The organism is uncultured Algibacter sp., from assembly GCF_947495675.1.
GTDB lineage: Bacteria > Bacteroidota > Bacteroidia > Flavobacteriales > Flavobacteriaceae > Algibacter_B.
This window is the reverse complement of record NZ_CANLZX010000016.1, coordinates 38,080-53,635: the sequence shown is the minus strand read 5'-3', so window position 1 is coordinate 53,635 and position 15,556 is coordinate 38,080. Positions and strand designations below refer to the sequence as shown.

Genomic DNA, 15,556 nt, shown 5'->3' with positions numbered 1-15,556 from the left:
AACATATAACTAATGAAAATAATTAATATAAAAATGAGAATAGCTTTATTATTACTACTTACATTACTAAATTGTAGTAAAGAAGAAACTGGCTCTCCTTCTAAACCAGATACTGCTTTAGCAACACCTTTTGCTTCTAATGCTAGTAACATTACCGATAATTCTTTTACTGCAAATTGGGTTTTAGTACCCAAAGCAGAAAGCTATTTAATTGATGTATCAACATCTAACAGTTTTTCAACCTTTGTTACCGGTTATAGTGGTTTAGAACAGAGTGCAACTACGGTTGAAGTCACGGGACTTTCCTCTGGCATCACCTATTTTTATAGGGTACGAGCAAAACAAGGTACTGAAATTACAAATAATTCAAATGTTATTACAGTAACAACAACAGGTGTTCAAGCCGAGGATCCAACTTATTTAAAAGATAAGGCAAATACATTGGCTAATCCTTTTTTTGTAGGTGTTGCTGTAAAAGCAAATCAGCTAACAGAAGGGAGTTCTTACGATGTGGTATTAAAAAATGAATTTAGTAGTATTACTGCAGAGTATGAAATGAAGATGAATCCAATTTCTACAGGCAGTGGATCTTATAGTTGGGAGGCTGTCGATAAAATAGTTAATTATGGAAACAATAACGGAATAAATGTTCACGGCCATGCTTTAGTCTGGCATAATGCAGTACCAGATTGGCTCTCTAATTTTTCGGGTACAGATGCCGAATTTGCACTAGAAATAAAAAAATACATTACCGATGTGGTTACCCGTTATGCTGGAAAAATTAAATCGTGGGATGTTGTAAATGAAGCTGTTGATGACAATGGTAATATGAGAAACACTATTTTTCTTCAAAAAATGGGATCTAATTACATTAAAGATTGTTACCAATGGGCAAGAGATGCTGCGAATGCTGCAGGCGATACAAATTTATTGTTGTTCTATAATGATTATGCAACCTCAACGAATATACCAAAACAGAATAAAGTATTTACAATAGTTGATGATTTAATGACAAGTAATCTAATAGATGGGGTTGGTTTTCAAATGCACAACACGTATTTAAGTCCTACAAAAGAACAAATAGAAACCGATATTAATAGAGCCGTTGTTTTAGGCTTGAAAATTCATGTTTCTGAGTTGGACATTCAAGTTAATCAAAATAACGACATTACTTACCTTACAGAAGAAAGGAGTTTAGCCCAAAAAGAAAAATATAAAGAAATTGTTAATATATATAATGCGCTTCCTGAAGCAAATAAGTACGCCCTAACTGTATGGGGTTTTAAAGATAATGAATCTTGGATTCCTTACAGTACAGATTTAAATCATCCTGGTAACGACTGGCCATTACTTTATAATAATAAATTTGAATTAAAAAAGGCTCACACAGGATTTTTAGAAGGCTTGGATTAATTAATATGCGTTGAATTTATTTTTTATTAAATCGTCTAAAAAATCATTTTAGACGATTTTTTTTACTTTATTTTTTTATTACACAATTTATTGTGTCTTTTTTCAAACAATAAATGGATAAATAAAAATACGAACTTAAACTCTTATAAAGTATAGAGCTTAATTTTATTACTTTATCAAATGGTTTTACAATATTATTTGTTGGGAAATAAAAATAAAATATTTGCTAACTTTTATAAAGTTTAAAGAACTTTTTTAACTAATAAAACCTTTTTTTAATTAAAGAAAAACATACAAAACAATTTCTTAGTAAGAAACCTATTTTAGATAAGACATTTAATATAATCTAGATTAACAAAAAAACACCTATATCTATTTAAAACTATAAAGAAATAGACATAGGTGTTGGGTAATCAACTAACTAAACAATTATTTTATATTTATTGGAAGTGTTTTTATTATGTTATTTGATGCATTACCTACATAGATAATGTAGTCACCTTTTTCAATATCCCAACCAGATTTGTTTTCATTATAGTAAGCCAGAGAGCTTACAGGGATATTAATAGTCACCGTTTTAGTTGTGCCAGACTGTACATTAATTTTGTTAAAACCTTTTAACTCTTTTAAAGCTCTTTTTACTTTAGATTTTTTCTTACCAACATAGACTTGAACCACTTCTGCACCGTCTTCATTACCAATATTTTTTACGTTACAAACTACTGTAATTATATCTTCTGTATTATACTTCTTTTTGTTAGTCTCAATATCAGAAATACTAAAATCTGTATAAGATAAACCATAGCCAAAGGCATATTGTGGTTTTACATTTTTAGTATCATGCCATCTGTACCCTACCAATATATCTTCTTTATAGTACTGATTAGTGCCATCTCCTGGATAAGATAGCTCACCATAAAAATGGGCACCATTATCTTTTAATTGTTTAGGAAATGAAAATGGTAGTTTACCAGATGGATTTACATCGCCACTAATTACATCTGCTATAGCATGACCTGCCATACTACCTAAATACCAAGTTTGAATTAAACCATCAACTTTATCTAACCATGGGGTTTCAACTGCATTTCCTGTTACTAATAGCATGCCTAATTTAGGATTAACAGCTTTTAATTGATTTATAAATTCTTTTTGATTATACGGAAGCTCATAAGTCTGTCTATCATCACCTTCGCAATCCTGCAGGTGGCTTTTATTTAGTCCACCAACATATAAAACAATATCTGCTTTCTTAGCTGTTTCAATTGCTTGAACCCTAAGAGAGTCTTGATTTAGTTTAGATGGAATAATATTATCGTAAACAGAAGCTCCTGTATGATAGCCCATAGCATGTATAATTTTGGCGTTTTTGTAACGTTGTTTGATACCTTCAAGCGGAGAAATTTCAAATTGAGGTTTTAATTCAGATGAGCCACCTCCAGCAGTCATAGAACGCGTAGCATTTTCACCAATAACAGCAATGGTAACACCTTTTTTATCTTCAATAGGGAAAAAGTTATTTTCGTTTTTTAATAATACAATACCTTCTTGTGCAACTTTTCTAGCTACCATATGGTGTTCTTTATTATTTATTCTTCCAAAACCTCTATTAGGTTTTAAAGTGGTTCGATACATTAATCTTAAAATGCGTTTCACTTTATCGTCTACCACAGATTCGTCTATCTTACCCTGTTTTATAGCCTTTAAAAACGGTGAAGCCAAATAATAATAATCATAATGGTTCGAAGTGGTTGTACCTAAACCATCGGTTCCTGTTCCCATTTCCATGTCTAATCCATTAAGCGCAGCTTCCATAGTATCATGTGTAGAGCTCCAATCACTAATTACTACACCATCAAAACCCCAATCTTTTTTTAATATTTTATTAGTTAATAATTCATGGTGAGTAGTATGCTGTCCTCTAAATTTGTTGTAGGCTCCCATAATAGACCAAACTCCAGCTTCGGTTACAGCAGCTTTAAAAGCAGGTAAATAAATTTCATGTAATGCTCGATCACTAGCTTCAACATTAATAGTACTTCTCCAATGTTCTTGATTGTTTAGAGCAAAATGTTTGACACAAGCGGCCACATTATTTTTTTGTACACCTTTAATATATGGAACAACCAATTTAGAAGCTAAATAAGGGTCTTCGCCTAAGTATTCAAAATTTCTACCATTTAGTGGTGTTCTATAAATATTAACACCTGGCCCTAGTAGAACATCTTTTTCTCTGTAAAGTGCTTCTTCTCCAATACTTTTACCAAATTGAGCAGACAACTCTGGATTAAATGATGCAGCCAAACATGTTAGTGCAGGAAAGGCCGTAATGGAATCGTTTGTCCAACCCGCATAATCCCAAGAATCCCAACTAATTTCTGCCCTCACACCATGAGGTCCATCAGACATCCAAATCTCAGGGATTCCTAAACGTTCAACACCCTTTGTACTAAATTTTGATTGCGCATGGCACATCGCTACTTTTTCCTCTAGTGTTAATAATGATAGTAAACTGTCAATTTTTACATTAATAACATCTTCTTGTAGCCTTTTTGTAGCCGTATTTTGAGAGTAGATTATGCCAATAGTAGAGAATGTAAAAAGGAGTGAAATAAAATACTTATTCATGCTAAGCTTTTTTTAAAAATTAAAGTGTTTATACAGTTGTAAAATTAACACAACACCCTAAAGCAGTTTAAAACTTATTAAGCATTTATTAGAATTTTTACACTATTACGCCTGTTTAGCTGTACCACCTATACTAACTCATGCTTATATTCCAACAATTACAATCTGATTTTAAAATTATCGGTTATTTTTTAAATCAAAATAAAATTTAGTGATTAAATTAATACTGCAAAACATTGAAATAAGCTTTTCATTTAATTTTGTACCTTGCTATGTATATAACATTATAAACATAAAAAAATATCATGGCAGTATTAAAAGTAATTGAAGTATTATCAAATTCAGAAAAAAGTTGGGAAGATGCTACTAAAAAAGCAGTAAAACACGCTTCAAAAAGTCTTAAAAACATTCGTTCTGTATATGTTCAAGACCAAAGTGCAAGTGTAAAAGATGGTGAAGTATCAGATTTTAGAGTTAACTTAAAAATTACTTTTGAAGTAGAATAAATTTTACTTTAAAAATAACATACAAAGCGTTCAGAAACTGAACGCTTTTTTTATGGAATAAATTCATTAATTTTAAAAAATAATATTTAAGTTATAAAAAAGAATGACATTAATAAGCCTAATACTTGTAGCTTTTGTATCTCTAGAACACTTTTACTTTTTAATTCTTGAAATGTTTCTCTGGACTAAACCAAAAACCATTAAAGCTTTCGGCTTAAAATCTAAACAATTTGCTGAAGACACTAAGGTCTTAGCAGCCAATCAAGGACTTTATAATGGATTTATAGCTGCTGGGCTTATATTTTCTATTATTAAAAACGATATAAAAATCGCAGTTTTCTTTCTTATTTGTGTGACTATAGCAGGAATATACGGGTCTTATTCTACAAAGCAAATAAAGTTATTTTATATACAAGCAGTTCCTGCAATTATTACATTAGTTATACTTTATTTTAATATTTAAAAATTTATTATTAATCATAATTTTACAAATTAAAAACAAAACATCATTAAAACATTATGGAATTAGAAAGTATTAACACTCAAAAATGGATTGAATTAGGAACCGACTATGGCCTTAAAGTTATAGGAGCTATTGTTATATGGATTATTGGTTCTTGGATTATTAAAAAAATAAGAAACGGTATAGCCAAAGTAATGGCCAAACAAAACTATGATGAGAGTCTTCAAAAGTTCTTACTTAATCTTATAGGCTGGATATTAAAAATACTATTAATATTAACAATTTTAGCCAATTTAGGTATTGAAACCACCTCTTTTGCTGCAATACTAGCTGCCGCAGGTTTAGCAATTGGTATGGCTTTACAAGGGTCTTTAGCTAATTTTGCTGGTGGTGTTTTACTAATGATTTTTAAACCAATTAAAATTGGAGATTTAATAGAAGCACAAGGAGAACTTGGTGTTGTTAAAGAAATAGAAATTTTTACCACTAAAATAGTTACACCAACTAATAAAGAAGTAATTATCCCAAATGCCGCTTTATCAAATGGAAATATAACTAATTACACAACTGAAGGAAAATTACGTGTAGATTTAACAATAGGAGTAAGTTACGATGCAGATATTAAACAAACTAAAGAAGTTTTAATGAAAGTACTTACAGATAATCCACAAGTATTAAAGGACCCTGCACCTTCTGTAAATGTTTCTGAACTTGCTGATAGCTCTGTTAATTTTGCTGTAAGACCGTTTGCTACAGTAGCAGATTACTGGGATGTTTACTTTGGTACTATTGAAAAATGTAAACTAGCTCTTGATGCTGCTGGTATTGAAATTCCTTACCCACACTCAGTTGAGATACATAAAGATGCATAAAGATATTATTTAATCAACACTTAAAAGACCCTTCAATTTTAAAACTTGAAGGGTTTTTTATTTTATTTCTTTTTGGGCTTTAAAGCCACAAAGTCTTTTAAATAATAAGGCTCAAAATAAGCAACGTCTTCAATATCCGACTTTTGAAATTTATTATATGCTAATACACTCATTTGGTTTGCAGAAGGCAACTTTGCTTCTATAAAAACCGCATTTACATGATTAATTAAGGTTTTCGTTTTTTCAACACCGTTACCAACAAAATAGACTTTACCTTGTTTTAAATAATCACTAAACGAAGTTTCATCTAATATTTGCGCTTGTGTGTCTCTTATTTGCTTATAATCTGCACTATAAATAGCAGAATACACCTCCATACGTCTGGCATCTAGCATAGAAACAATAACGCCTTCATCCATTTTAACCTGATAAGCAAGCGACTCTAAAGTTGGAATTGATATTAAAGGTATATCTAATGCAAAACACAAGCCCTTAGCTGCAGAAACCCCTATTCGTAAACCAGTATAAGACCCAGGGCCTTTACTAACAGAAATGGCATCTAAATCATTTGAGGTTATATTGGCTTCTTTTAAGGCCTCATCAATATAAACATGAAGTCTCTCAGCATGCGAATAACTTTTATCATTATCTTCTTTTAAAACAATGGTTTTTCCATCTTTTGAAATGGATACTGAGCAATTAGTTGTTGCTGTTTCTAGATTTAAAATTAAGCTCAAAATTATTTATATTTTTCAATAATATCTTTAATAACCTTAGAGGTCAATTCAAAACCTTTGAGAGTAGGATATCCTTCCCATCGTACAATACCATTCGGGTCAATTAAAACACAATGAGGAATGCCTTTAACTTTATAGCTTCTTTTAGATCTTTGCTTTGTATCTATAGCACTAAAATATGTCATTACAGGACTTTTCATTTTATTTACCGTGTACTTTGTTTCATCTGTAACCCCAATAACGACCAATTCATCCTTGAATTCAGATTGAAATTTATTTAATTCAGGAATGGCTTGTTTACACGGCCCACACCATGTTGCCCAAAAATCTATTAAAATAAATTTGCCTTCTGTATCTGGTTTATCAGAAAGCCACTTTTCAACAATTAGCTCTGGCGCATGCTTGTTTAAATATGACTTTGCCCAAAGCTGTTTTTTTCCTTGCGCACTTAATGATATACATAAGAAACTAAAGAAAATTAATATATATGATTTCATTCTGTAAATATAAAAATATCTAGTTTGTTAAAGATTTACCCATGTAAAAATCTAAAACTTTAGTTTTAAAAACAAAATCATATTTCGCATTAATTAATGAAGATTGCGCATTAATTAATTGAACTCTGGCTTGTTCTAAATCGAAAGCAGTCATGGCACCAATATCATATCGTTCTTTTGAGTTGTTAAAGGCTAAAGTTTGAGATTCTAACGTTTTTTTTGCAGCCACAAAAGCCTTAAGAGCAGCTTGAGCATCGGTATAAGCACGTTGTATATTAGACTCTAAATCTAACTTAGCTTGCTCTAAATTAAGCTTACTATTTTCTTCCTGAATTCTAGATTTTGCAACTGTTGTTTTATTTTGAAATCTAGAAAAAATTGGAATATTTAAGCTTAAACTAAATCGGTGACCTTTTTGCTGATTTAACTGTGTAAAGAAATCCTCTTCAGTATTAATTAAATTTGTAAAAAATACATTTGAACCAAACCCATAACTAGCAGAAAGGGTTGGGTAATAGCCGCTTTTAGAAATTTCTGTACCTAAAATAGCATTCTCAATATTTTTTTCGGCAACCTTAATTTCGTATCTATTTTCAAAAGCAAAATTTAAAATAGGATTTATATCATTATATAATAAAGCCTCAGAAGGGGTCTCAATATTTATAATTTCAACATCAAAACCGTTAAAAGGTATTTGTAATAATTGTGATAAGGTTAATAAGGCTAAATTAAAGTTATTTTCAGCCAAGGTTACTTGTTGGGAATCTCTACTTAAAGTAGCTTCAGCATCATAAATATTGGCTCTGGGCTGTACGCCTGCATCAACCAATTCTGCAACTTGCTTTAATTGTTTTTCACTAAATTCAAACTGCGCTGTTGCAGTTTGCAATTGTTCTTTATTAAAAAGTACATTAAGGTATGCATTGACAACATTTAACGAAACATCATCCTTAATTCTTTGAAGTTCCAATTGGTTAGTTTCTAATCTTAATTGCGATTGTTTATATAAATTAGTGAGCCTAAAACCATCAAAAATAGTTTGATTAACACCTACACCAACATTAATACTATTATCGGTTCTATCAACAAATTGCCCTGGAAATAATTCTCTACTACCAATAGATAAGGTATGAGTCATATTTGCGTTTACAGATGGCAAAAAAGCACTTTTAGACGCAATAATGTCCTGCTCGTTATCAAGCAATCTATTTTTACTTTGTCGTATAGTAATATTATTTTCGAGTGCATGGTTAACACATTCTTGTAAAGTCCATGTTTTTTGTTGTGCAAATGAGAACACAGAACATAAAAGCGCAAAAACTACAAGATTTATATTGATATTATTCTTCTTCATCTTCGTTATCTTTTGATGCTTTATTCCAAACTTTAATTTTATCACCTTCTTCTACACCTTCAGTAATTTCAACATTAATGCCATCAGATAATCCTAATTCAACATTTTCTTTTTCAAATTTATTTTCACCCTTCATAATTTCAACAAAAGGTTTTTCTGTAATTCTGTTATATTGCAGTAAAGCTTCACGAATTACTAATACGCTATCTTTACTTTCTATTTCAATTTCTGCATTAGCACTATATCCTGCTCTAATATTGGTTAGAGAATCGATTGTAACATCTGCTTTAATAGTAAATTGAACCGCACCATTTTCTTCAACACCTTTTGGAGCTACAAAAGTTAATTTAGCCGGAAATTCTCTGTCTCTAATAGCACCTAGAATTACTTTTATTTCTTTTCCTTCTTGTACTTTACCAACTTCGGCTTCATCTAGTTTACCTTCAAAAATCATTAAACTCATATCGGCAATAGTAGCAATTGTTGTTCCGGCATTGAAGTTATTACTTTGAATAACTTGATCACCTTCTCTTACAGGAATCTCTAAGATAGTACCAGGTATTTGTGCAACAATGTTTGTATTTGCAGAACTTCCGCCTGATATAGAACCACGTTTTATAATTTGATAATCGTTTTGAGCCTGTGCTAATGATTCTTTAGCTTGATTAAAAGACAACTCGCTATTTTCAAAATCTTGTTGAGAGATTACCCCTTTTTCAAAAAGCGTTTTATTTCTTGTATAAAGCACTTTAGCATTATCATAAGATAATTTTGCAGTACTAATTCTACTTTTAGAAGCTACTAAGTTTTGCTCATTAGGAACCACTCTAATAGTTGCTATTAAATCGCCTTTTTTAACTTTATCTCCTTCTTCAACAAGAATTTTATCAACTATACCAGAAATTTGAGGTTTTAATTCAATCTCTTCTTCTGGGTTTAATTTTCCTGTTGCAACAGCCTTGGTATCTATAGAGCTATAAAAAGGTTCTTCTACTTTATAATCTACAACATCTTTAGAATTTGCGTCTTTAAAGTACTTTAACACGAATACTAATGCTATGATAGCAACTAATACTAAAATAATTTTTACAGTTTTGTTCATTTTATTGATTGTTTATTCTTCTCTTAATGCTTCTATTGGTTTTATACTCGTTGCCTTAAATGCTGGTATTAATCCTATTAATGTACCTAATACAACAAGGATAACTAAGGCTATAAAAACCACGCCTATAGATACTGATGCGTTAACAATAGCTGCGTCTTCACCTTGACCAAAGAAATGATCTAGTAAAATTAAAATCCAGCCTCCTGTTATAATTCCAAATATACCGGCAACTATGGTTAAAAATACTGCTTCAACGACTATTTGTCTTTTAATTTCAAATGGTGTAGCACCTAATGCTCTTCGTACTCCTATTTCTTTGGTACGCTCTTTTACTGTGATTAATAGTATATTGCCAATTGCAAAAACTCCAGCAATTAGAGTTGCAATACCTACAAACCATGTTAAAAATTGCATGCCTGTTAAAAAGCCTGTTATTTTTGCAAATTCTTTACCTAAGTTAAAACTACCAAACGCACGCGTATCTTTAGGATGAATTTTATTCAGGTTTTTAAGTAACAGTTTAGCATCCTCTTCTATTTGTTTAATATCGTATTCTGGCTTGCCAGTAATCATCATCCACCCAATTCGATCACCTTGATTATATATTTGCTGAAATGTTGTAAAAGGAATATGCATATCTGATGTTGGTCCCATATTTACATTTCCATTTTCAAACATTCCAACCACCTTGAAGTTTATTTTATTAATTTCTATATATTCTCCAATTGGCATCTCATCCTTTTCGAAAAGCTGTTTATAGGCATCTTCAGAAATAACTACAACCTTTTTATTATCATCAATATCATTTTGATTGATAAATCTGCCATGAATGAGTTTTTTCTTTTGGACCTGATCTAACAAAGGATAATCTCCATTGATACTAAAACTACTTGAAAGAAAGTTTCTTACTACTATAGCTTGATTTTGATTTCTAGGTACAAGAAACTCAATACCTTCAACATTTTTTTCTACCTTTTTTGCATCGGTTAAAGATAATCTTACTTGTCTTCCTTCTTGAAAACCTTTAAAAGGCTTACTTGTACTTTGACCCCATACAAATACACTATTAGTTGCAAAACTTCCAAATAAACGATTGAATGAATTTTCTAATCCTTTTGCTGAACCTAAAAGACCAATTAGTAATAAAATACCCCACCAAACACCTACCATAGTAAGAATAGACCTTAGTTTATTTTTACTAAAGCTATCAAAAACCTCTTGCCATGTATCTCTATCGAATAAAAATTTAAACATGCTTAATCATTTCTTAATGCTATTATAGGTTTAATTTTTGATGCCTTTTTGGCTGGTAAATAGCCTGCAATGGCTCCTGCTATAATTAATGTAAGCGTTGCTCCAATAACCAAACTGTTACTAACTCCAGGATCTTTTATAAAATAGTCCTTTAAACTTGGGCCTACTAACTCTAAAACACCAACACCCAACAATAATCCAATGTAACCTGCAATTGCTGTAATAAAAATAGACTCAATTAATATTATTGAAACTATAGATTTTGGTGAGGCTCCTAAAGCTTTTCGGATTCCTATTTCTTTGGTACGCTCTTTAACAATAAAAATCATGATATTACTAACACCTACTATTCCAGCTATAAGTGTCCCTAAACCAATAATTAAAATAATAAAGGTAAGTCCAACTGTCATTTGGCTAATGGCTTTTGTGCCTTCTGCCATATTACGAACTCTAATGGCTCTTTGATCGCTTCTTGCTACAGAAAATCTGTTTTTTAATTTTTTTGTTAATAACGTACTAAATGCTAAAGCTCTATCAGCATCCATTTCTGGATTATATGTTAGATTTATTTGATCTATATAATCATTATTACCATATAAATATTGAGCAGTACTAACAGGCATATATATTTTTCGTTCTTCATTATCGCCTCCATCATCTGTAAAAACACCAATTACTTTAAACTGTATGCCTCCTAGGTTTATATATTTTCCTAAAGCTGTTGTTTTTAGAAATAAATCTTCTTCTACTAAACGCCCAATAACAACAAATTTTGTTTTATTATTTAAATCGTTTTGATTTAGGTAACGCCCTTCTTTAATTATTGTTTTTTCAAGATATTGATGATCTGGGTGAACGGCTCGAATATCATAAACGTTCTGTTCTCCTTTATATGACGCTTGAAAATTTTTATAAATTCTGGCTGTTATAAATTCAATTTTATCTTCGAAGTCTTCTTTTACATAATTAAAATCTTCATTCTTAAATTGTATTTGTCTTCCAGCTTGAAGTCCTTTATGGGCTTTTGTTGTTCTACCAGATCTAATAGTAATTGAGTTATTAGCATCATCAACAAAAGCTTCTGCAAAGGTGTTTTGTAATCCATTAGCAATACCGAAAAGAATCGTAAATAATAATATAGCAAACGCTACAGTAAAACCAGAAAGCAAACTTCTGGTTCTGTTCATATTTATACTTTGAAAAATTTCGCGCCAAAGATCTATATCAAACATATTGCTCTGCTCTTACTTGAGTTACTTTTACATCTTCCATAATAACACCATCTTTAAGACGCACAATACGTTTACACATATTAGCAATATCTTCTTCATGAGTTACCATTAATATGGTTTTGCCTTCATCATTTAATTGCTGAATAAACGCCATAATATCATAAGATGTTTTGGTATCTAAAGCTCCTGTAGGCTCATCTGCTAACAATAATTTAGGATTTGCAGCTAATGCCCTGGCAATAGCGACACGTTGTTTTTGTCCACCAGAAAGTTCTTTTGGCAAGTGTTTAGCCCAATCTGCTAAACCTACTTTACCTAAATGATACATGGCTTTTTCTTGACGTTCTTTACGTTTTAATCCTTGATAATAAAGCGGAAGTGCTACATTTTCAAGGGCATTTTTATAATTTATTAAGTTGAAAGATTGAAAAATAAACCCTAAGAATTTATTTCTGTAAACTGCAGCTTTTTTTTCAGTTAAGTTTTTTATTGGAAGTTCATCTAAAATATATTCACCAGAATCTGCTTCATCTAACATCCCAATAATATTTAGCAATGTTGATTTCCCAGATCCCGAAGAACCCATAATGGCAACCATTTCACCTTCTTCAACATTAAGGTCTATTCCTTTTAAAACATGTAAACTAGAATCTCCTATTGGATAGGATTTATGAAGTTGATGAATCTTTAACATGGTTTGATTGATTTAATTAAGCATCTTAGCTTTTTAGTTAGACTATCAACATAAAGAATTGTTACAAAAAGTTTAATAAACTTTTTATTACTTTTTTAATGTATTATATTTTCTATAAATAAAATATATCATACCCGCAACAAGTATGTATGGTATAGCCATTAAATAGACTATTCCATCATTAATTCCTTCTGCAGCTGTTTGCCCTTCTTCACTTTCCAAAACGGCACGACACATAGCACATTGGGCATTACTCTTTATAAAAAAGAATAAAGAAAAAAGAATAAAAACAATATTACGTTTCATTTTTTAAATGTAATATGGAGAAATCATTATATATACTACCACACCCGTTATAGCTACATAAAGCCATAATGGAAATGTGATTTTAGCAATTTTTTTATGTTTCTCAATGTTATTAGTAATAGCTCTTACATAAGTTATTAATACAAACGGAATAACTATTATAGACAACAAAATATGTGTAACAAGTATAAAATAGTATAGATATTTTGCAACTCCTTCGCCTCCAAAAGATGTAGAGTCGCTAGTCATATGATAAGCAATATACATTAAAAGAAATAATACAGATAACCCAATGGCAATCTTAATTAATCTTTCATGTAACTTTATTTTCTTTTTTTGAATAGCTATGAAAGCCAAAACTAAAACAAATGCTGTAATTGCATTAACTACTGCATAAATAGGAGGTAAAAAAACAGGGAGCTTGGCATCAATTTTAATTCCAAAAAGAGCAGCGACAGCTACAGGAATAACTATTGATAGTATAACTATTAGTTTGTTGTACTTTTTATCGTCTAGGGTATTTTCTGTATTACTCATTAAGCAATTTTTTAATATCTTCTTTTAAAGCACTAATCTCTTCTAATTTACCATCTTCATCAATTTTTTCAGATTCGGAGGTTATCCCATTATAGTAAATTATCGGGTTACCGTTTACTACTCTACTTCTAATAAACCCATTTTTATCAATTAATGCAAAATTACCTGAATGTTCAAAACCTCCTTCAACATCGGGATTTGCAGCAGCATAAATATAAAAACCTTCGTTAGAAAGTTTATAAATTGCTTCTTTATCGCCAGTCATTAAATGCCAGTTTGGGTTTTCAACACCGTAAAGCTGTGCATAAGCTTTAAGAACTTCAGGAGTATCATATTCAGGATTAATAGTGAAGGATGCAACACCAAAATCTTCAAAATCTTTAAATTCTTTTTGAATTTGAATGAGATTTTTATTCATTCTTGGACAAATGGTTGGGCATGTGGTAAAAAAGAATTCTACAACATAAACCTTACCTTCATAATCACGATTAGTGATAGTTTTTCCATCTTGATTAATAAAAGAAAATTGTGGAACTTTTCGATTTTCACCGTTATTTGGAATAAATACTAAATTAGATTTTTTAGATTCATTTTCCTTTTGTTGGTCGCTTCTACTTTCTTGTCTTGAAATATCGCCATTTGATATTCTATCTACAATTCTAGGAATGAAAATAATTCCGAATACTAGTATTATAAAGGCTATTCCTATATATGAATAATTTGCTTTTTTACTCATCGTTTTCAGATTTTAAATCGCTTGCTCGTCGCGTATCAGAATTAAATTCTCCTTTGCGTTTTTGTCTATACTCTGTAAATAAAACTCGTAAGTCGTCACTCATTTTATTTTTTATTTCGGCTACCTCAATACAATTATAAGCATGAAGTCCATAAATTGGTTGCTTTTTTTCTAATTCATTATCTGTTCTATCATCTAAACGCCCTCGTTGATTTAAATCTTTATCAACGATATAAACTTGGTTAGTTGCCAAATTAGAAGATAAATTCCCTTTAGTTTTTAAACTTAAAAAAACACGTTTTAAATCACTAGGCTCTCCAAAAACAAAATGCCAAAATCTTAAATCTTGATAAGAACTAATTTCTGCTTTAAGTTTTTTAACAGCTTCTTCTGTGCCTTTTGGCATTAATATTACAACTTGAAAACGCTTAAAGCCTTTAAACTTATCATAAACCAACTCTTTTAAATTTAAGGCTACTGTACTATTTTTATCAGGATTATTTCCAAAAAAACCAAGAACTGTTAAATGGTCTTTTAAAAGAACTTTTTCTTCTGAAGTTGATGTGAAGTTATCTAAATCTAAAACCGATTCGTTTACAATATCTAATGGCGAATAATTATGTGTTGCTGGGTATAAAAACAATAAAAACGTTACAGGAAGAAAAAATAAAATTCCTAAAACCACATATCGACTTACTTTTTTATAATCCATTAAATAGTAGAATTTCTAATATTTTATATTGTTTTGCAAAAATAAAAAAAGACGGTTTAAAAACCGCCTTTATAATTTAAATTAACTATTTTTTAAGTAGTTAAAAATCTCTTTTTATAAAACCGTTATCGTATACTTCAAAAACGTAACCACCTTCTTGTAATAAAATAAAAGTTAAGTAAAGTATAAGGAATATTGCTGTCCAAACAACCATACGTCTTAAACCTTTGGTTTCATCACGCATGTGCATAAAATCCCAAGTAATGTAATATGCTTTAACAATGGTTAGAATAATAAATATCCAGTTTAGCAATTTCATACCTAGTACTTTAGCCATAGACCACTCTGGCTTTATAATACCTAATGCAACCTCAATAGTTGTAACTACAGAAAGGAAAATTAAAACACCCCATATTTTTTGTGTGTTAGATTTAAATTTCCAAAGCCCTCTAAATATTTCTAATTTATGTTCGTGTGCCATTTTTAAATGCTTTTAAGATCCCGATGTTG

17 protein-coding genes are annotated in these 15,556 nt (G+C 30.5%); 4 read left to right on the top strand and 13 right to left on the bottom strand.

All coding sequences use genetic code 11. The annotated features are described in order from the left end of the window. The first annotated feature begins 12 nt into the window (after positions 1-12). On the top strand, positions 13-1,413 hold the full coding sequence (locus tag Q0842_RS11875; RefSeq protein ID WP_298498316.1) for an endo-1,4-beta-xylanase: 1,401 nt from the start codon (positions 13-15) through the stop codon (positions 1,411-1,413). A 429-nt stretch (positions 1,414-1,842) separates the two neighbouring features. On the opposite strand, the gene Q0842_RS11870 is transcribed toward Q0842_RS11875, so the two are convergent. Next, complete coding sequence (locus tag Q0842_RS11870) at positions 1,843-4,041, bottom strand: glycoside hydrolase family 3 C-terminal domain-containing protein (protein WP_298498314.1); 2,199 nt, start codon at positions 4,039-4,041, stop codon at positions 1,843-1,845. A gap of 305 nt (positions 4,042-4,346) precedes the next feature. Between Q0842_RS11870 and Q0842_RS11865 the strand changes: the two genes are divergently transcribed. The 3 genes from Q0842_RS11865 to Q0842_RS11855 all read left to right on the top strand — a co-directional run bounded on the left by Q0842_RS11865 (position 4,347) and on the right by Q0842_RS11855 (position 5,882). After that, positions 4,347-4,547 (top strand): dodecin family protein, encoded by a 201-nt coding sequence (locus Q0842_RS11865; RefSeq protein WP_298498313.1) that lies wholly within the window; start codon positions 4,347-4,349, stop codon positions 4,545-4,547. A 103-nt stretch (positions 4,548-4,650) separates the two neighbouring features. Further along, positions 4,651-5,010, top strand: a complete 360-nt coding sequence (locus Q0842_RS11860) for a DUF1304 domain-containing protein (RefSeq protein WP_298498312.1) — start codon at positions 4,651-4,653, stop codon at positions 5,008-5,010. Between the two features lie 56 nt (positions 5,011-5,066). Next, positions 5,067-5,882 (top strand): mechanosensitive ion channel domain-containing protein, encoded by an 816-nt coding sequence (locus tag Q0842_RS11855; protein WP_298498309.1) that lies wholly within the window; start codon positions 5,067-5,069, stop codon positions 5,880-5,882. Between the two features lie 62 nt (positions 5,883-5,944). On the opposite strand, the gene tsaB is transcribed toward Q0842_RS11855, so the two are convergent. The 12 genes from tsaB to Q0842_RS11795 all read right to left on the bottom strand — a co-directional run bounded on the left by tsaB (position 5,945) and on the right by Q0842_RS11795 (position 15,527). Further along, a complete protein-coding gene (tsaB, locus tag Q0842_RS11850; protein ID WP_298498307.1) occupies positions 5,945-6,619 on the bottom strand; it encodes a tRNA (adenosine(37)-N6)-threonylcarbamoyltransferase complex dimerization subunit type 1 TsaB in 675 nt (224 codons plus the stop codon). Positions 6,620-6,621: 2 nt separating this feature from the next. Beyond that, entirely contained in the window at positions 6,622-7,116 is a 495-nt protein-coding gene (locus tag Q0842_RS11845; RefSeq protein WP_298498305.1) for a TlpA disulfide reductase family protein, read from the bottom strand. A 19-nt stretch (positions 7,117-7,135) separates the two neighbouring features. Then, on the bottom strand, positions 7,136-8,470 hold the full coding sequence (locus tag Q0842_RS11840) for a TolC family protein (protein WP_298498303.1): 1,335 nt from the start codon (positions 8,468-8,470) through the stop codon (positions 7,136-7,138). Beyond that, on the bottom strand, positions 8,457-9,572 hold the full coding sequence (locus tag Q0842_RS11835; RefSeq protein ID WP_298498301.1) for an efflux RND transporter periplasmic adaptor subunit: 1,116 nt from the start codon (positions 9,570-9,572) through the stop codon (positions 8,457-8,459). The genes Q0842_RS11840 and Q0842_RS11835 overlap by 14 nt, the downstream gene beginning before the upstream one ends. A gap of 12 nt (positions 9,573-9,584) precedes the next feature. Next, positions 9,585-10,829, bottom strand: coding sequence for an ABC transporter permease (locus Q0842_RS11830; protein ID WP_298498298.1), 1,245 nt, complete (start codon positions 10,827-10,829; stop codon positions 9,585-9,587). Positions 10,830-10,831: 2 nt separating this feature from the next. Then, positions 10,832-12,061: an ABC transporter permease gene (locus Q0842_RS11825; protein WP_298498296.1), complete on the bottom strand. Its 1,230-nt coding sequence runs from the start codon at positions 12,059-12,061 to the stop codon at positions 10,832-10,834. Continuing rightward, the gene (locus Q0842_RS11820; RefSeq protein WP_298498294.1) at positions 12,054-12,755 is read right to left on the bottom strand and encodes an ABC transporter ATP-binding protein; all 702 of its coding nucleotides are present in this window, start codon (positions 12,753-12,755) and stop codon (positions 12,054-12,056) included. Before Q0842_RS11820 ends, Q0842_RS11825 begins: the two co-directional genes overlap by 8 nt. Before the next feature lie 87 nt (positions 12,756-12,842). Further along, positions 12,843-13,061: a hypothetical protein gene (locus Q0842_RS11815; protein ID WP_298498292.1), complete on the bottom strand. Its 219-nt coding sequence runs from the start codon at positions 13,059-13,061 to the stop codon at positions 12,843-12,845. Between the two features lie 3 nt (positions 13,062-13,064). Further along, positions 13,065-13,598, bottom strand: a complete 534-nt coding sequence (locus tag Q0842_RS11810; RefSeq protein ID WP_298498290.1) for a DUF420 domain-containing protein — start codon at positions 13,596-13,598, stop codon at positions 13,065-13,067. Further along, positions 13,591-14,334 (bottom strand): SCO family protein, encoded by a 744-nt coding sequence (locus Q0842_RS11805; RefSeq protein ID WP_298498288.1) that lies wholly within the window; start codon positions 14,332-14,334, stop codon positions 13,591-13,593. Before Q0842_RS11805 ends, Q0842_RS11810 begins: the two co-directional genes overlap by 8 nt. Next, entirely contained in the window at positions 14,327-15,046 is a 720-nt protein-coding gene (locus Q0842_RS11800; protein ID WP_298498285.1) for a hypothetical protein, read from the bottom strand. Before Q0842_RS11800 ends, Q0842_RS11805 begins: the two co-directional genes overlap by 8 nt. A gap of 100 nt (positions 15,047-15,146) precedes the next feature. Next, positions 15,147-15,527, bottom strand: coding sequence for a cytochrome C oxidase subunit IV family protein (locus Q0842_RS11795; RefSeq protein WP_298498283.1), 381 nt, complete (start codon positions 15,525-15,527; stop codon positions 15,147-15,149). Between the last annotated feature and the right edge of the window lie 29 nt (positions 15,528-15,556).